Here is a 16,206-nt window from a genome sequence, read left to right as displayed (position 1 = left end):
GAGCTGGTAACCGCATTTTAACTGAAACAAGTATAAAGTGTGCAGTGCTAAGGAGCGAAGAGTATGGTTGGTTGGGTAGACGAATGGTGGCTGAGACTTCTTGCGGGTCTTGCCGGGAGCGGTTTGATCGCCGCTGCGGCTTATCGGACACGATCTTTATCGGGCTCGGGGGCATGGTCGGCCATGATCATGGGAACGGGCTTTGTTACGTTAGGCGAGCCGGTATGGTTCGGCAGCCTGATTGCTTTCTTTGTGTCCTCGACCCTATGGTCGAAGTGGAAGAAACGCCACCGCGCCAAAGCCGCCGCGGAAGCGAATTACGAGAAGACCGGTAGGCGCGACGCCGGACAGGTCTGGGCCAATGGCGGCATTGGGCTGCTCTTATGCGCGGGCAATGCGCTTTGGCCGGACGCGGCATGGCTGTTTGCTTATATCGGCGTGATGGCCGCCGTAAACGCGGATACTTGGGCCACGGAAATCGGGGCCCTAAGCCGTAGCGCGCCGCGGTCGATCACGACCGGCAAGCGGGTAAAGCCGGGCACGAGCGGCGCGGTTACGCCGCTCGGCACGCTTGCAGCGCTGGCTGGTGCCGCCTTCATCGGCGGCGTCGCGGCAGCGCTGCTGGCGCTCCCGCAGCAGGCTGACGCCGCTGCGGGCAGCGCCCCTGGCGGCGCGGCGGCGGTAGTCATCGCCGCCGCTGCCGCCGGCCTGGCCGGATGCTTCGCCGACTCGCTGCTCGGCGCCACCGGCCAGGCCATGTACCGCTGCCGGGTATGCGGCAGCGAGACCGAGCGCGCCGTCCATTGCGGGACGGCGGCGGAGCGGGTGCGCGGCTTGGCCGCGCTGAACAACGACAGGGTAAACTTCCTGTCGTCGGTCTTCGCCGGCCTGCTTGGCTGGGCCATCGGCGTCCTCTTTTAAAACTATCCCCTGCGGAAGATTAGCTTAAAGACGCTAATCTTTTGCAGGGGGCTTTTTTTTATGCTTAAGACTACTGGATTCCTACATGGTTTTCCTATAAAATGGATACATAAATTGAAACTATGTTTCATAAGATGAAACTAATAATAGGCGGTGAGAGGATGTCTTTCTTATTCACTGGAATTGATCACGTGCAGTTGGCGGCCCCTGAAGACTGCGAGCAGGCAGCGCGCAGCTTTTACGCTGATTTACTTGGTTGGAAGGAGATAACGAAGCCCGACAATCTGATAAAACGCGGCGGAGCATGGTTTCAATGCGGAACGCATCAGGTGCATATCGGGGTTCAAAACGACTTTATCCCCGCCAAAAAAGCTCATCCTGCCTTTCAGGTGCAGAACTTAAACGCATTGAGGGAGTATTTACATCATAAGGGAGTGCAAGTGATTGATGATCATGCGCGGTCAGAAGAAGGAGTGCAGCGATTCTATTTAAACGACCCCTTCGGAAACCGCCTCGAATTTTTGGAGTGGCTTTAAATTTCTATACGGAGGAGATGACGAGTCGATGAACAGCAAGGAGCGTTTTTCCGACCGGGTTGATCAGTATGTCAAATACCGTCCGAGCTATTCGGACGAGGTCATTCAATATTTATACGGCACAATAGGGTTCCGTTCGGAATCCGCTATTGCCGATGTGGGGGCGGGAACGGGCATATTCACCAGGCTGCTTCTGGAACAGGGAAGCAAGGTGACCGCCGTTGAGCCTAACCCCGATATGCGGCAAGCGGCCGTTGATCAGTTAAGCGGATATCCCAAATTCCAAGCGGTATCGGGTTCAGCGGAAGAGACCGGTCTTGCGGACCATACCGTTGATTTTATTGTATGCGCCCAGTCCTTCCACTGGTTTGACCGTTCCGCAGCGAAAGCCGAATTCAAACGCATTCTAAAGCCAGGAGGCAAAGCCGTGCTGATCTGGAACTCGCGACTAACAACCGGTACGCCATTTCTCGAAGGCTATGACCAGCTGCTTCGGACGTACGGTATCGATTACGAGAAGGTTAGCCATAAAAATATTTCCCAGGACGCCCTTACGCCGTTCTTCAAAGACGGAGAACTCCATAAGGCGACCTTCCCGTTATTAAGCCCGCTTAACTTCGAGCAATTAAGCGGACGGATGTCGTCTTCCTCCTATATCCCTCTGCCCGGCCATCCTAACTACGAGCCATTAATGGTTGAGCTGCGGAAGCTTTTTAAAGCTACGGAGCAGAATGGTCTAGTCTCTTTCGATTACGAGACCGAGATCTATTGGGGCGAAGTATAAATTATATAAACTCTCGTATGAGGATAGCATAGCCTTGTGCGGGAGTTTATTTCTTAACGATACGCCACATCGAAAAGGCTCAGATTTCCCTTCCTTTCAACACTCTTAACGCTGCCGCACATCTTTAAGATGCTTCATTTGCCTCCCAAAACGTCCATTTTCTCCATGTAATCCGACACTTAACAATGTCCCGCATCGTAAAGCTGATCCAAACCCGGCATCATGGCGACCTTAGCGATATATCGTATTGTTAAGCTCGCACCTCGAATCCATTCGGTATTTACTCCGGATTCTGCTTCCGCGTCATCAAAGGATTGTATTGTAAACATAATCACTAACTAGGCCGTTGGAGGATTGTGGTATAATGGGGCTTGAATCGGGAGACAAGGAGAATTACGTGATGAAAATGATCGATTTGAGCGTACCTATCAGTCCATCTATCAGAGAGCCTTTGCCAGCAAAAATTGAGTATTCGAGCCATGAAGCAGGGGCTCAGCAAGCAGCTGCCATACTTGGTCTTAAGCAGGAGGATTTCCCGGAAGGCAAAGCGTGGGCGACGGAAACGGTAACCTTGAATACGCATGCAGGTACTCATATAGACGCGCCATGGCATTATTGGCCAACTTCGGAAGGGAAGCCGGCGAGAACGATTGACGAGCTTCCGCTCGAGTGGTTCTTTTCCGATGGTGTATTGCTTGATTTCAGCGCCAAGCCTCCGGGCTACGAAATTACAACGGAAGATCTGAAAGCCGAGTTGGACCGGATCGGTTACACGTTAAAACCGTTTGATATCGTCCTCATCCGAAGCGATGCGGACAAACGTTTATACCACGAGCATTATGCATTTCTGCATGCGGGGGTATCGGCCGAAGCTACGGTGTGGCTGCTGGATCAAGGCATCAAAGTAGTGGGTACCGACGGATGGGGATGGGATATTCCGCTCAACCTGCAAGCAGAATCTTTTAAACAGGATCCAAGGGAAGGCGTCCTGTGGGCGGCTCATTTCGTCGGCAAGGACCGTGAATATTGCCAGATCGAGAAACTAGCCAACCTGGATCAAATCCCTCAGCCATACGGCTTCAAAGTATGCTGTTTCCCGATCAAAGTGGAAAAAGCAAGCGGGGGCTGGTCCCGCCCGGTCGCCATCTTTGAGGATTAATTATAAGACAGCGGGATTAGATCCTGCTGTCTTTTTTCATGGAGTCTTCAGGGACGGTCATAATATATCTTTTATCGCCAATTTGACATCCGGTTGCAACGTAGCGGATATTTCCTTCCTCGGTTTTCTCCTGTTCGATATTCGTGCATTCCGTTATGGAGTCGCCTGTATCGCCCCCTCCATAAGCATCCTCGCTGTTATCGTATACATATTGCAGCTTGGTACCGTCCGTGGTCAGATAGATATAGATCGGATCGCCTTCAATGGTTAGTGATGTTATTTTCAATTGATCCGCCTGATGGTTGGTAAAACTATTTATGAAGCTCTTCCATTTAACGAGATTATAGTATTTAAAATGTTGAATATAAATTTCATCGCCTAACAGCTGTTCGATGGAGCTTTCAATACCGGAATGGTAGGCGGTTTTCTCTTGGGGGCGTTCACCGCTAACGTTAGGCTGGTACAGGATCAGGACGTTTTTGACGTTATAAAATAGCGGTGAATTCACGTCCATAACCTTTGTTTTCTCCGCAAAATCGAGTCTTGCCTTTTTCGTGTCTTTGGCATTGTCATAAACGTACACCATAATTCTCTCTTTGCCCGGCAGCGCGTAGATAGAAGGCTTCACATGATTTAGCTTAAAATAAGAGTCTGCAGGGTCTGCCGTCAACTCGACATTATTAGCCTTTAAGGTTTTAACGATATCCTCTTCCGTTAACCGCGTTTCCTTATATGCAAGACCATCGCTTGAAATAACATGCGGAGAGCTAGAATTGGGCTCGGATTTGCAACCGGCTAGTCCAACAAGCAATATCGCTATGCCAAGCATGATTAGATAACTTGATCTCCATTTATTAATCATCCCATCACCCTTTCTATATTTAAATAGACGCAGGGAATAACTGGAAAGTTACGCGCTAGCGCCAACAAAAAAGACAGACTCGAAAATCACCGAGTCTGTCTTTTTTTGTCTTTCATCTTTCCGTCCCTCTACACGAAGTAAAGGGAGTTTTTGGTGTGCAATTGAGAGGAAAGGGTGAAGAGAGAGGGGAAGGATCTCCTGGAGGAGCGGAGCGTTTGCCTTTGGAACTCGGGAATACACCTTTAGGTGTCATTCAAAATTCCCGATTCCAACAGCAGCCGGAAGGAGATCCTTTCCCGTCCTCGGAACCATCCCGTCCTCCAAGCAAGCACCAACCGATCCGTTTACTTCGTCAACTCCTCCATCTGCTCAATCAAGCTCTCAAACACGCTCATCGCTTGCTCGATTGGCTCAGGGGAAGACATATCAACGCCGGCCTTCTTCAGAATGTTGATCGAGAAGTCGCTGCCGCCGCTCTTCAGGAAGCCGAGGTAACGGTCAACCGCCGGTGCGCCTTCTTCGAGAATTTGCTTCGAGAAGCTTGTTGCCGCGGAGAAGCCCGTCGCGTATTTGTACACGTAGAAGCTGTTGTAGAAATGCGGAATACGCGCCCATTCCATCTCGATATCTTTGTCTACAACCATGTCTTTGCCATAGTAGAGCACGTTCAGGTCGTAGTAGATCTTGCTCAAATCCTGCGGAGTAAGAGACTCACCTTGCTCGGTTTTCTCGTGAATGATTTTCTCGAACTCGGCAAACATCGTCTGACGGAACACCGTTGTGCGGAACTGGTCTGCATAGTATGTCAGCAGGTACATTTTTTCCTTCGGATCCGTAGACTTGTTCAGCAGATAATCCATAAGCAGAGCTTCGTTCAGCGTGGACGCGACTTCCGCCAGGAAGATCGTGTACTGGGCATCGCGGTAGTTCTGGTTCGTATCCGAGTAATACGAATGAAGAGCATGGCCCATTTCGTGCGTCAAGGTGAACATGCTGTTCAGGTTATCCTTGTGGTTCAGCAGCACGTACGGATGCGTGCCGAAAGCTCCCCAGCTGTAAGCGCCGCTGCGTTTGCCTTCGTTCTCGTACACGTCGATCCAGCCGTTATCGAAGCCGTCCTGCAGCACGGACAAATAATCCTCGCCAAGCGGCTTCAAGCTTTCTTTTACGATTTTTTTTGCGTCGTCATACTTGATTTCCATGTCAAACTCATCGACAAGCGGAGCGAACAGATCGTACATATGAAGCTCGTCAACGCCAAGCAGCTTTTTCCGAAGGTTCATGTAACGGTACATAAGCGGCATGTGCTTATGGATCGTATCGATCAGGTTCGTATATACGCTCTCCGGAATGTTATCGCCATACAGCGACATGCCAAGAGCGGAAGGATATTTGCGTGCCCGCGCGTAGAAAATGTTTTTCGTAACATTCGCATTTAGCGTTGTTGCCAGGGTGTTTTTTAATTTGCCGTATGTATCGTACATGGTGCGGAAGGCGTTAGCGCGCACTTCGCGGTTTTTGCTTTCCAGGAATTGAATGTAGCGGCCTTGCGTCAATTCGACTTCTTCGCCGGCTTCATTTTTCACCTTAGGGAATTTCAGATCCGCATTGTTCAAAATGCTGTAGATCGAACCCGGAGCGGAGCTTACATTGCCTACTTGCGCCATTAGCGCTTCTTCCGCTTTGGACAGGACATGTGCTTTCTGGCGGCGCATTTCTTCCAGCGTATGCTTGAATACCGCAAGATCCTTGTTCTCGATCAGAGCGTCAAGCTCCGCATCCGACAGCGACAATACTTCAGGCGTAATAAAGGAGAGGGCTTCGCCCGTTTCCACGCTGATTTTTTTGGCTTTGTCGGACAAAGCCTGATAGGTTGGTTCAGCCGTATCCTCGTGATGCTTCATATTGGAATATACATAAAGCCGTTCAACATGCAGGGAGAGCTCATCTTCCAGCTCGAAGCAGGCTTTCAATTGCGCGGGATCGCTCAGCTTGCCTTCGAAAGCTCCGACTTTCTTGATCAAAGCTTTTGCTTCGGCAAACTCTTTATCCCAGGCAGCCTGGTTCGCAAACAGATCCTCCAGCTTCCAACGGGATTCTACTGCGGTTTCGGAACGCTTAGGTACGTGATTCATCGAACTCCTCCTCGGTACGGATATAGATGATTGGTGATATGACGCAGCCTGCTTTCCGGCGTCGGCGGAAGCCGAACCGGGAGCAAGGCATAACGCTAATACGACAGGCAGCCATTTCATTCGTGGAAGATCACCTCAAGAACACAGTTTGTCCTAGTATGTCCGGTGATGCTTCCAATCATGAACCTAAGTTCCCATTGTAAAGAAGCTGTACACAATAAGGAAAAAGGCGAATGCGATTAAGACGATAGATACGATTGCCATCCACCTGCGCAAGTGTGGCGCCATGGAATCGCGCTTAAGAATAACAAGGCCGCCAAGCACGAAGGCGGAAATGATAAATATTGCGTTTACGGAGCCCATCTTATCCTCCTGAAATCATAAACAAGACGAAAGCATGCGCTAGTCTATTGTCTATGCACCGTGTTGTAACGATATGTGTTCGCCGTACAGGTTAATATTTCCTGCCGGGTTATACCTCTTTCAGCGCTTTCAGAATATTTTCCCGTTCTTCTTCGCGTCCGGCGAATTGCTCGGGCTTGAACCGGTTTTCCGCCCAGTGCATCATTTCGGGACGGCTGACGAAGGTATGGGTTTCTTCGCCCCATTGATCGGAAATTTCGCGGACGATCAAGGTTTTTCCTTGAACCTCCACGGTAAGCATATTGTATTTATCGGTTTTAAAAATTTCATGTTTTTTAAACATAGCTGTGCGGCCACCTTTCCTCATCTAGATATACTGTTCATCATAGCCAAATTTAGGGGTGGAAATCAATAATAGCGGATGGTAGAATTAGGCTATTCTGCAAGCAGGCGGAATGATGAGACGAGAAGAGCAGAGATGAGGAGCGTGTTTGAGATGAGTAAGCAGGTATACGAGCAGGTTGGCGTGGCGATGACATGCCGGGGATTTGACGAGTACGCGAGAATGTTTGATTTAACGGAGCGGTTGCTTGCGAAGGGCAAAGTGCTGGATGTTGCGGGAGGTGGGTCCTCGTTTACCGCGGATGCGGGAAGCCGCGGTTATGATGCGACCGCAGCGGATCCCCGGTACGTACAGGACACAGGCGCGTGGCTCGAGGAGGCGGCAGCCGAGATCGAGGCCTCTACCGCAAAGCTCGATAAGCTAAGGGAGCATTTCGACTGGAGCTATTACGGCAGCCTGGAGCAGCATCGCGAAGGACGCGTACAATCGCTTGAAAGGTTTCGCGTGCATTTGCAGTCAACGGAAGGGCGCAGCCGTTACGTGGCGGGATCATTGCCGGAGCTCCCTTTTGAGGACAATACGTTTTCCCTTGTATTATGCAGTCATTTCCTTTTTCTATATGCCGGGCAATTTGGCTTTGAGTTTCACAAGCAATCGCTTCTGGAATTGATGCGGGTATGCAAACCCGGCGGAGAAGTAAGAGTTTACCCTCTGTATTCCTTGGGCTGGAAGCCGTACGAACGGATGGATGAGCTGCTGGCTGCCGTTAAGGCGAACGGCGGAGAACCGGAGCTGCTGACGTCAATGCTTCCTTTTATTCCGGGATCCAGCCAATTCCTTCGAATCGCGATTTGTTGATTTTTCCAAATCAGGGAGATATAATGAGGTTATTCGCCACGATATGTGGCGGTTATTTTTAGGAGGTTGTGTCAGTTGAAGGGAACAGTAAAATGGTTTAACGCTGAGAAAGGCTACGGTTTTATCTCGGTTGAGAATGGCGAAGACGTGTTTGTTCATTATTCCGCTATTCAAGGCGACGGCTTCAAGTCGCTGGAAGAAGGTCAGTCGGTAGAATTCGATATTACACAAGGCAATCGCGGTGCACAGGCGTCTAACGTCGTTAAATTATAAGATCAACCCTTATAAGCACGCAAGAGAGCAAGAGAGATCCTTCTCGCATTCGAGAGGATCTCTTTTTATTTTGCGTTTAAGGGTTATTTCGTCCAAATAGATGCTGGCAGAAGAACAGGATTGCCGAGATTAACGCAAGCACGGCTCCCATCTGATAAAAGCTGCTTCGTCCGAAATGCTCGAAGAAATAACCTCCGACCGTACCGCTGATAAGACCGGCGAGTCCCGACCATACAACCGCATACACAGCCTGGCCGGAGGAGCGGTATTCGTCCGGGATAAGCTGCGACAAGTAACGTAGCGCCGTGGAGAAATAAATGCCGAAGCTGACGCTGTGCATAAGCTGCGTGCTGAGCACAAGGCGGGGATCGTCTAGCACGGAAGCCAGCCAGAACCGGAGCATATACATCAAGCAGGCGAAGACAAGGAGCGGCAGCTCTTTGAATTTATGCCCGTATTTCCCCATCAGGAACAATACAGGAATTTCGCTTATTGCGGAGAACAGCCAGGCAAGCCCAACCTGGGAATCCGAAGCGCCCATCTCCCGCAGGGCAACGGCAAGGAAGCTTTCGTTCATCCGGTGGCTGATCGAGACAAGCAATATAATGAAGAAGAAAAATAAGATTTCGGGCTTTCGCAGCAATTTGAAGAACCCTGAAAATTCGATTTTGCGGGTACTGCCATGGTAATCCTTGAGGAAGAACGACAATATAATCGTGATGGTAATCGTACCCAAACCGATTGGCAAAGTCCATTCCGTGCCAATTCCTTTCAGGATTAAACCAAACAGGTAAGCCGATAGGGCAAAACCAAGCGAGCCGAATATGCGGATTAGCGCATACGGCGTCTTAATGTGCTGGCTGGCGAGCAGAATCAGGCTGTCGCTAAGCGGGTTCATCGGTGTCTGAAAGAAATAAAAGGCCGTCATGACGAGGCAGATTAGAGCAAAGTGATGAACCGGGAACAAAAGGGAGATCATAACCAGCTGTCCAAACAACAGAACGGTAAGCAGCTTCTTGATCGTCCGGAACCTGTCGCTTGCCATGCCTAGCAGCAGGTTTGCAAAAATAGAGATAAAAGGACCCGTTGAATAAATGATGCCGATCTGGTGCGCCGAGAACCCCTGATCCATAAAATACAAGGGAATGTAAGAAATAAGAAGAGCCTGCGTGGAGTACATGGCAAAGCTGAAGGCTCTAAGCGAAAGCGTATCCCGTTTGACATTAGCTGCGGAAGGCGCGGCGCTGTCTGAGTGATCCATATGTTTTCCTCCTGAAAAGAATTAACGCGCGTTCTTTGCGATAATTCTTATTTCGTAAGCATGTACTTATCAAACAACATTGTTTATCAGTATACATGATAGGCTGGATTATTGCTTGTCGAAATGGTACATTATTGTCTGGAGGTTCACGAATGTTGATGTATCGGTTTGAGTGGAATGAGAGGCTCTTGATCGCATTGCCGGTGCTGGAAGCGGACTGGGAGCAGTACTCTTCCGCAGAGCAGTCGGACATCGTGGAACGGTGGGAGCTCATTAGGGGAACAATACCGGATCGGGTCATGGAATTTGAAAGAGTCATTAACCGTATGCAGAATCGTTTGTATGAGGAAGAGAATTTCGAAGAGTCTTGCCGTTTGAATGCGGAGATTGCCGAATACGCAAGCCGGATCAACGACTTGCATATCTGGTACCGTACCAATCAGGAACTGGAATCCCGCCGGCATACGTAAGGCTGTCATAGAAGGGGGTGCATTGTGAGAGTAATGACTTTGTCCGGCAATCGGGTACCCGAACGCCCGTTAAAGCTCATGCACCGCGTCTATAAGTACATATTGCCTGAAGTGAACATCGAGCTGCGCAAGCTGCGCAAGCTGGCCGAACAGATCCCGGATCCCGAGCTTCGGTCGCAGGCCCTTCAAAGCATGGACAGCAAGAAGTTTCATTGCCAGGGCGGCGCGATTTACGCCTCTATGAATTTGGACGAGCGGTATGTTCTTATTCCGTTAATTGTGGCGCTTCAGACGATCAGCGATTATCTGGACAATCTATGCGACCGCAGTACTTCGCTGGACCCGGATGATTTTCGTTTGCTTCATCAATCGATGCTGGATGCGGTCGACCCGTCAGCAGCGGTGAAGGATTACTACGCCTTGCGCCAGGAGCGGAACGACGGCGGTTATTTGCATCATTTGGTAAATTTATGTCAACACTGTGTTTCAATGCTTCCTTCGTATGCTGCGGCACAGCCGCACGTTACGGAGCTTGTCGGCTTGTATACCGATCTCCAGGTGTATAAGCATATCCGCAAGGATCTGCGCGAGGAGCGCTTGCTTACTTGGTGGGAGTCATACGCAGACAGGTATCCGGAATTATATTGGAATGAATTTGCAGCCGCGACGGGCTCGACGCTAGGCATGTTTATGCTGTTTACTGCGGCGAGCGACAAGACGTTACTTCCGGAAGACGCGGAAGCAATTAAAAATATATATTTTCCGCATGTGTGCGGCCTTCATATCATGCTCGATTATTTGATCGATCAGGAAGAAGACCGTGCCGGCGGCGATTTGAATTTTTGTCATTATTATGACAGTCAGCAGCAGCTTGTCGATCGGATTGTCACGATTGTGAATAGGGCCAGGGAAGATGTGAAAAAGCTCCCGGCAGCCGGCTTTCACCGGCTTATTATCGAAGGGCTGCTAGCTCTTTACCTATCCGATCCCAAGGTCCGGACCCAATCGGATGTGCTGGCGGCATCCCGCAAGCTGATGAAGAACAGCCCGCTTACCCGCCTGTTTTTTTTGGTCAACAGCATCTGGATTCGAAGACAACAGGATTAGATAAAATTACTTGGAGGAATGATTATGTCATCTGTAAAATCTATTGCAGTATTAACGAGCGGAGGCGACTCTCAAGGCATGAACGCGGCGGTACGCGCCGTTGTCCGGAGCGCTCTGTATAATGGTCTCGACGTATATGGCGTTCAACGAGGATATCAAGGTTTGATTAACGATGACTTGTTCAAGATGGATCTCCGCAGCGTAGGCGATATTATTCAACGAGGCGGCACCATTCTTCAAACCGCGCGTTGTAAGGAGTTTACGACGCTTGAAGGTCAGCAGCGCGGAGCTGAAGTATTGCGCGCTCGCGGAATTGACGGTCTGGTTGTTATCGGCGGCGACGGATCTTATCAAGGCGCTAACAAATTAAGCAAGCTTGGCATCAAGACAATGGGTCTTCCCGGCACAATCGATAACGATATTCCGTTTACGGACTTTACGATTGGCTTCGATACGGCTGTCAGCATCGTAGTGGACGCGATCAACAAAATCCGCGACACCATGTCTTCGCATGAACGTTCCTCGGTTGTGGAAGTTATGGGCCGCCATTGCGGGGATATCGCGTTGTATGCGGGTCTTGCGAGCGGCGCGGAAACGATTATCGTTCCGGAAGTGCCAATCGACATGGCTGAAGTGTCCGAGCGCATGCAGAGCAATTTTGCGAAAGGCAAACGCCATAGTATCGTTGTTGTCGCGGAAGGCGCGGGTCGCGGCGAAGACGTGGCAAGAGAAATTACGAAGGGCTGCGGACTTGAGCCTCGCGTAACGGTTCTTGGCCACATTCAACGCGGCGGTACGCCAACTGCGATGGACCGGATTCTGGCAAGCCGTCTGGGCGACTTTGCCGTTCACCAGCTGATGGAAGGCGAGTCCGGCAAAGCTTGCGGCATTGTCCGCGGCGAGCTGGTAACGACGGATATTGATAAAGTCGTTAACTCCAAGAAGCCGTTTAATATGGAAATGTACAACCTGGCTCTTCGCCTTTCCCAATAAAAAAATGCAACCCGCCAGAGCAATTGCTGCTCTGGCGCTTTTTTGTTTAAATTGGATTTACAATGGCGTAGTATTCTTCAGAGTGACTAGAGAGTGACTAGCGTAAAAGAGAGGAGAATGAACATGGCTTGCATTATGGTCGTTGACGACGATTCGCATATTCGGGAGTTAATCAGCCATTACTTGAGGGTTGAAGGATTTGAGGTGCTGGAAGCCTGCGACGGGGTAGACGCATTGAAGATATTGGAGTCCTCTAAAGCGGATCTCGTTATTATGGACGTGATGATGCCCAACATGGACGGTTGGGAGTTATGCGCCGAGATCCGCGATCATTACGATCTGCCGCGGCTTATGCTGACGGCAAAGGGAGAAACCGCCCAGAAGCTGAAGGGCTTTGAGCTGGGTGCCGATGATTATCTGGTCAAACCCTTTGAGCCGCTGGAGTTGATTGCGCGGGTGAAGGCGCTGCTTAAGCGTTACCGTATTGCTTCTTCACAGACGGTTCAGGCGGGGGATCTTGTTCTTGATCGGAAGACCTATGCGGTTCAGGTTAATGGACAGAGCATGACGCTTCCGCTCAAGGAATTCGAGCTGCTGTTCAAGCTGGCCAGCTATCCGGGGCAGTCATTCTCGCGCGGTCAGCTGATTGAAGAGATATGGGGATATGATTTCGAAGGCAATGAACGGACGCTGGATGTTCATATCAATCGGCTGCGCGAAAGATTCCCGGAATCGCAGCATACGTTCCGGATCAGCACAATCAGAGGGCTGGGTTACCGTCTGGAGGTTCAGGTGCAATGATGAGAGATAAGCTGAAGCTTGTCTTTAAAGTTCTCATTAGAATAGGCCAATTCAGCCTCATGCTTTCTTTTGTTACAGCATGCTGGACTGCCGTGTATTTTTTTAGTCACTGGTTATATAACCAAATCAATTGGACTCCTCATCATTATGTAGCTCAACTGTTGAATCTACTGGGCGGATTCTTTTTAATGGGGCTAGTTATCCAACTGATCGGCTTCTTGTTTTTCCACAAAAGACAGAAGGAATTCACAAATTCGATGAGAGACGCGCTTAGACGGATTGCGCAAGGCGATTTCAAGGTGCGTCTAAACTTCGGCAGGATGGATCCAAGGTATATGGAGATTCTTGACGAGATTAACCTAATGGCGGATGGACTCGAGAAGCTGGAGGAGCTTCGCCAGGAATTTATCTCCGACGTGTCTCATGAAATTCAAACGCCGCTTACCTCCATTAGCGGTTTTGCGCGGGCTTTGCGGAATGAATCGCTTGATTCTGCCACCAGGAGCAAATATTTGCGTATTATCGAGGGTGAAAGCTCCAGGTTGTCCAAGCTTAGCGAGAATCTGCTGCGGCTGGCTTCGCTTGACTCGGAGAAGCATCCGTTTGAACCAAAGCGTTACCGCCTGGACCGGCAGCTTGGAACGCTTATTTTGTCTTGCGAACCGCAGTGGGCGGGCAAATCAATTGAGCTGGCTGCCGACCTGGACGAAATTTTTATTGAAGCGGATGAAGATTTGCTCAGTCAGGTGTGGATCAATCTGATCAGCAACAGCATCAAATTTACGCCGGAAGGCGGGCAAATCGACATCGCCCTCCGGCAAATGGGCGGAAACGTGCAATTCCGGATTAAAGATACCGGAATCGGCATCGCCGCCGATCAGCACGAGCTTATTTTTGACCGCTTTTTCAAATCAGACAAGGCTAGAAGCCGCAAGGTTGGGGGAAGCGGGCTAGGTTTGTCCCTGGTGAAGAAAATCGTGGAGATGCATCATGGCACCGTTGTCGTGGAGAGCGAGCTTGGTCATGGCACTGTCTTTATCGTCACGCTGCCTGCGGTGATGAGCCATTTGTAAGAACTTTGTAAGAAATGCTTTCGAGTTCGTTTAGAATTCACGGTTATGATAAACGATAGATTCAAAACTTCCGCAGTCAGGGTGAGTACGATTGTCCATTCGAGTGAAGCTGTACATGTCGTATTTGGCCATGGTGTTTCTGCCGATGGTCTTGATCCTGGGCTTTGTCGTGTTTGTGCTTTATGCCGGAGGCATGCAGGATTTGAGGGAATATTTCCGCGTGGAGAAGGAGGAGAAGACGAACCAGTCCCTGATTTACGGTGAACTGAAATACGTTCTAGAGAACGATACCGACAAGCTTTCGTCCCCTGCTTATACGGATAAGCTTCAGCGGAGGCTGGCCGATCAATGGGCGGGTCTTATCATGGCGAAGGACGGAGTCGTAACGGAGGTTCCGGTATTTTTGAAGGAGCTGTCACCGCATGAGGATTGGCAAGGATTGCTTGACGAGTCGCCGGATACGGTATCTTTCAGAGCTTTCAAGTTTCAAATCAACGAAATCGCCTTCCGCTATCCGGACGGGCATAACGGTCAGATGCTGCTGCTTCGCCGTTATGATGTTGTACCGCCGCTTTGGAGGCCGATTGGGACATTGATTTTTATCGCGTTTATCGGTTTGTCGAGCTTGATTCTGACCTATTATGTTTCCCGCAGCATTATTCGGCCGATTCATGCGCTGAAGACGGCTGCCCTGCAGATCAAAGACGGCGATTTATCGCAACAGGTTGTTGTCAGGAGCAAAGGGGAAGTCGGCCAGCTCGCCGCCGCTTTTGAAGCAATGAGGATCCAGCTCAAGCAGTCCATCGATCAAAGCTTGCAGTACGAGGAGAACCGGAAACAGTTATTGTCTCATATCTCGCATGATTTGAAGACGCCGATCTCCGCGATTAAAGGTTATGTGGAAGGCATTATGGACGGCATCGCCAACACGGACGAGAAACGCCAGCGGTATATGGAGACCATTTATCACAAGGCTAACGACATGGATCAGTTGATTGACGAATTATTTTTGTTTTCCAAGCTGGATTTGCACAAGGTAGCTTTTGATTTCAAAACGATTGATTCGGTCAAATATTTGGAGCATTACCTGGAGGAGCAGCGGTTTGATCTGGAAAAATCGGGCGTAAAGCTCAGCTTTGAGCCTCCTTCCGGCGAGCAGCTGCTAATCGCGGCCGATCCGGACAAGCTTGGACGGGTATTGACGAATATTTTGAACAACAGCGAGAAGTATATGGGCCAGCTTCCGGAATCCGCGGTCAAGAAGGTTACGGTCACGGTTCGGGAGAAGGGGGACGATGTGCTCGTTGCTGTCGAAGATACGGGACCGGGTATCGAGAAGGAAGATCTTCCGTATATCTTCGACCGGTTCTACCGGGCCGAGCAATCCCGGAACTCCGAGACGGGAGGAAGCGGGTTGGGTCTTGCAATCGTCAAGCAAATTATTGAAGGGCATGGCGGAAAGGTCTGGGCGGAAAATGTAGAAGGCGGCGGAGCAAGATTCTGCTTCCTGCTCCCCAGAGCCGAACCGGTTAGAACGGTGGTGATAGAGCATGAAGAGCATACTAATCATTGAAGATGAGAAGGCCATTGCCGAGCTGGAGCGGGATTACCTGGAGAGCCACGGATTTGCCGTCGAGATTGAAGGACGCGGGGATGTCGGGCTGCAGAAGGCATTAGGAGGCTCCTATGATCTGATCATATTGGATGTCATGCTGCCGAAGCTGGACGGGTTCGAAATCTGCCGCCAGATCAGGCAGGCGAAGAATATCCCGGTGCTGATGGTAACGGCAAAGAAGGAAGATATCGACAAGATCAGAGGACTTGGACTAGGCGCGGATGATTATATGACGAAGCCGTTTAGTCCTAGCGAGCTGGTGGCAAGGGTGAAGGCGCATCTGGCCAGGTACGAGCGGCTGACAGCAGACCGGGGCGAGAGACATGAGCAGATCGGGATCCGGGGGCTATTAATTGATAAGACGTCAAGAAGGGTAACGATTCATGATCGGGAGGCGATGCTGACTTCCAAGGAATATGATCTGCTGCTGCTCCTTGCCTCTCACCCCAACCGGGTTTTTGAGAAGGAAGAGCTGTTTGAGCGGATATGGGGTCTTGACTCAAACGGCGACGCAGCTACGGTAACGGTTCATATTCGGAGGCTGCGCGAAAAAATCGAACACGATCCGTCGAACCCGCAATATATCGAGACGATATGGGGCGTCGGATACCGGTTCAAAGTGTAAGAGCAGATAATAGAGAAGGAGTGGGAA

Annotated in this window: 18 protein-coding genes; 13 read left to right on the top strand and 5 right to left on the bottom strand. The window is 50.3% G+C overall.

Translation table 11 applies throughout. The features are described 5' to 3' along the window. The first annotated feature begins 63 nt into the window (after window positions 1-63). From WFK81_RS14560 to WFK81_RS14545, 4 genes are all read left to right on the top strand, one after another. Window positions 64-921, top strand: a complete 858-nt coding sequence (locus tag WFK81_RS14560) for a DUF92 domain-containing protein (RefSeq protein ID WP_336787115.1) — start codon at window positions 64-66, stop codon at window positions 919-921. A gap of 161 nt (window positions 922-1,082) precedes the next feature. Then, window positions 1,083-1,457 (top strand): VOC family protein, encoded by a 375-nt coding sequence (locus tag WFK81_RS14555; RefSeq protein WP_336787114.1) that lies wholly within the window; start codon window positions 1,083-1,085, stop codon window positions 1,455-1,457. A 28-nt stretch (window positions 1,458-1,485) separates the two neighbouring features. Continuing rightward, window positions 1,486-2,241: a class I SAM-dependent methyltransferase gene (locus WFK81_RS14550; protein WP_336787113.1), complete on the top strand. Its 756-nt coding sequence runs from the start codon at window positions 1,486-1,488 to the stop codon at window positions 2,239-2,241. A gap of 400 nt (window positions 2,242-2,641) precedes the next feature. Further along, window positions 2,642-3,400, top strand: a complete 759-nt coding sequence (locus WFK81_RS14545; RefSeq protein ID WP_336787327.1) for a cyclase family protein — start codon at window positions 2,642-2,644, stop codon at window positions 3,398-3,400. Window positions 3,401-3,416: 16 nt separating this feature from the next. Here WFK81_RS14545 and WFK81_RS14540 read toward each other — a convergent pair whose 3' ends face one another. From WFK81_RS14540 to WFK81_RS14525, 4 genes are all read right to left on the bottom strand, one after another. Beyond that, window positions 3,417-4,262 carry a DUF4362 domain-containing protein gene (locus WFK81_RS14540; protein ID WP_336787112.1) on the bottom strand — a complete coding sequence of 282 codons (846 nt, stop codon included), beginning with the start codon at window positions 4,260-4,262 and terminating at the stop codon, window positions 3,417-3,419. A 344-nt stretch (window positions 4,263-4,606) separates the two neighbouring features. Continuing rightward, on the bottom strand, window positions 4,607-6,397 hold the full coding sequence (gene pepF / locus WFK81_RS14535; protein ID WP_336787111.1) for an oligoendopeptidase F: 1,791 nt from the start codon (window positions 6,395-6,397) through the stop codon (window positions 4,607-4,609). A gap of 186 nt (window positions 6,398-6,583) precedes the next feature. Then, window positions 6,584-6,760: a hypothetical protein gene (locus WFK81_RS14530; protein WP_336787110.1), complete on the bottom strand. Its 177-nt coding sequence runs from the start codon at window positions 6,758-6,760 to the stop codon at window positions 6,584-6,586. A gap of 109 nt (window positions 6,761-6,869) precedes the next feature. Next, complete coding sequence (locus WFK81_RS14525) at window positions 6,870-7,103, bottom strand: hypothetical protein (protein ID WP_015843719.1); 234 nt, start codon at window positions 7,101-7,103, stop codon at window positions 6,870-6,872. A 153-nt stretch (window positions 7,104-7,256) separates the two neighbouring features. Here WFK81_RS14525 and WFK81_RS14520 point away from each other — a divergent pair, with 153 nt between their 5' ends. Both WFK81_RS14520 and WFK81_RS14515 read left to right on the top strand, forming a co-directional pair. Next, complete coding sequence (locus WFK81_RS14520) at window positions 7,257-7,961, top strand: class I SAM-dependent methyltransferase (RefSeq protein WP_336787109.1); 705 nt, start codon at window positions 7,257-7,259, stop codon at window positions 7,959-7,961. Window positions 7,962-8,036: 75 nt separating this feature from the next. Next, window positions 8,037-8,234, top strand: coding sequence for a cold-shock protein (locus WFK81_RS14515; RefSeq protein WP_336787108.1), 198 nt, complete (start codon window positions 8,037-8,039; stop codon window positions 8,232-8,234). Between the two features lie 76 nt (window positions 8,235-8,310). Here the strand turns inward: WFK81_RS14515 and WFK81_RS14510 are convergent, their stop codons facing one another. Beyond that, window positions 8,311-9,495, bottom strand: coding sequence for an MFS transporter (locus WFK81_RS14510; RefSeq protein ID WP_336787107.1), 1,185 nt, complete (start codon window positions 9,493-9,495; stop codon window positions 8,311-8,313). A gap of 152 nt (window positions 9,496-9,647) precedes the next feature. Here WFK81_RS14510 and WFK81_RS14505 point away from each other — a divergent pair, with 152 nt between their 5' ends. The 7 genes from WFK81_RS14505 to WFK81_RS14475 all read left to right on the top strand — a co-directional run bounded on the left by WFK81_RS14505 (window position 9,648) and on the right by WFK81_RS14475 (window position 16,179). After that, window positions 9,648-9,965, top strand: coding sequence for a hypothetical protein (locus WFK81_RS14505; RefSeq protein ID WP_336787106.1), 318 nt, complete (start codon window positions 9,648-9,650; stop codon window positions 9,963-9,965). A 33-nt stretch (window positions 9,966-9,998) separates the two neighbouring features. Continuing rightward, window positions 9,999-11,072 carry a tetraprenyl-beta-curcumene synthase family protein gene (locus tag WFK81_RS14500; protein WP_336787326.1) on the top strand — a complete coding sequence of 358 codons (1,074 nt, stop codon included), beginning with the start codon at window positions 9,999-10,001 and terminating at the stop codon, window positions 11,070-11,072. A gap of 24 nt (window positions 11,073-11,096) precedes the next feature. Then, on the top strand, window positions 11,097-12,065 hold the full coding sequence (gene pfkA / locus WFK81_RS14495) for a 6-phosphofructokinase (RefSeq protein WP_336787105.1): 969 nt from the start codon (window positions 11,097-11,099) through the stop codon (window positions 12,063-12,065). Between the two features lie 123 nt (window positions 12,066-12,188). Next, complete coding sequence (locus WFK81_RS14490) at window positions 12,189-12,866, top strand: response regulator transcription factor (protein ID WP_336787104.1); 678 nt, start codon at window positions 12,189-12,191, stop codon at window positions 12,864-12,866. Window positions 12,867-13,054: 188 nt separating this feature from the next. Then, on the top strand, window positions 13,055-13,939 hold the full coding sequence (locus WFK81_RS14485) for a sensor histidine kinase (protein WP_336787103.1): 885 nt from the start codon (window positions 13,055-13,057) through the stop codon (window positions 13,937-13,939). Window positions 13,940-14,030: 91 nt separating this feature from the next. Then, the gene (locus tag WFK81_RS14480) at window positions 14,031-15,512 is read left to right on the top strand and encodes a sensor histidine kinase (protein WP_336787102.1); all 1,482 of its coding nucleotides are present in this window, start codon (window positions 14,031-14,033) and stop codon (window positions 15,510-15,512) included. Next, complete coding sequence (locus WFK81_RS14475) at window positions 15,490-16,179, top strand: response regulator transcription factor (RefSeq protein ID WP_336787101.1); 690 nt, start codon at window positions 15,490-15,492, stop codon at window positions 16,177-16,179. The genes WFK81_RS14480 and WFK81_RS14475 overlap by 23 nt, the downstream gene beginning before the upstream one ends. Window positions 16,180-16,206: the final 27 nt, after the last annotated feature.

This window comes from Paenibacillus sp. MMO-177 (assembly GCF_037147795.1).
Lineage (GTDB): Bacteria > Bacillota > Bacilli > Paenibacillales > Paenibacillaceae > Pristimantibacillus.
The sequence above is the reverse complement of the archived record's forward strand: the minus strand, read 5'-3'. Positions and strand labels throughout refer to the sequence as shown.

Bases quoted from the DNA above. Each gene is read 5' to 3' on its own strand.
- WFK81_RS14560 (WP_336787115.1), top strand. From the start codon at position 64: ATGGTTGGTTGGGTAGACGAATGGTGGCTGAGACTTCTTGCGGGTCTT.
- WFK81_RS14555 (WP_336787114.1), top strand. From the start codon at position 1,083: ATGTCTTTCTTATTCACTGGAATTGATCACGTGCAGTTGGCGGCCCCT.
- WFK81_RS14550 (WP_336787113.1), top strand. From the start codon at position 1,486: ATGAACAGCAAGGAGCGTTTTTCCGACCGGGTTGATCAGTATGTCAAA.
- WFK81_RS14545 (WP_336787327.1), top strand. From the start codon at position 2,642: ATGAAAATGATCGATTTGAGCGTACCTATCAGTCCATCTATCAGAGAG.
- WFK81_RS14540 (WP_336787112.1), bottom strand. From the start codon at position 4,262: ATGATTAATAAATGGAGATCAAGTTATCTAATCATGCTTGGCATAGCG.
- pepF (WP_336787111.1), bottom strand. From the start codon at position 6,397: ATGAATCACGTACCTAAGCGTTCCGAAACCGCAGTAGAATCCCGTTGG.
- WFK81_RS14530 (WP_336787110.1), bottom strand. From the start codon at position 6,760: ATGGGCTCCGTAAACGCAATATTTATCATTTCCGCCTTCGTGCTTGGC.
- WFK81_RS14525 (WP_015843719.1), bottom strand. From the start codon at position 7,103: ATGTTTAAAAAACATGAAATTTTTAAAACCGATAAATACAATATGCTT.
- WFK81_RS14520 (WP_336787109.1), top strand. From the start codon at position 7,257: ATGAGTAAGCAGGTATACGAGCAGGTTGGCGTGGCGATGACATGCCGG.
- WFK81_RS14510 (WP_336787107.1), bottom strand. From the start codon at position 9,495: ATGGATCACTCAGACAGCGCCGCGCCTTCCGCAGCTAATGTCAAACGG.
- WFK81_RS14505 (WP_336787106.1), top strand. From the start codon at position 9,648: ATGTTGATGTATCGGTTTGAGTGGAATGAGAGGCTCTTGATCGCATTG.
- WFK81_RS14500 (WP_336787326.1), top strand. From the start codon at position 9,999: ATGACTTTGTCCGGCAATCGGGTACCCGAACGCCCGTTAAAGCTCATG.
- pfkA (WP_336787105.1), top strand. From the start codon at position 11,097: ATGTCATCTGTAAAATCTATTGCAGTATTAACGAGCGGAGGCGACTCT.
- WFK81_RS14490 (WP_336787104.1), top strand. From the start codon at position 12,189: ATGGCTTGCATTATGGTCGTTGACGACGATTCGCATATTCGGGAGTTA.
- WFK81_RS14485 (WP_336787103.1), top strand. From the start codon at position 13,055: ATGGGGCTAGTTATCCAACTGATCGGCTTCTTGTTTTTCCACAAAAGA.
- WFK81_RS14475 (WP_336787101.1), top strand. From the start codon at position 15,490: ATGAAGAGCATACTAATCATTGAAGATGAGAAGGCCATTGCCGAGCTG.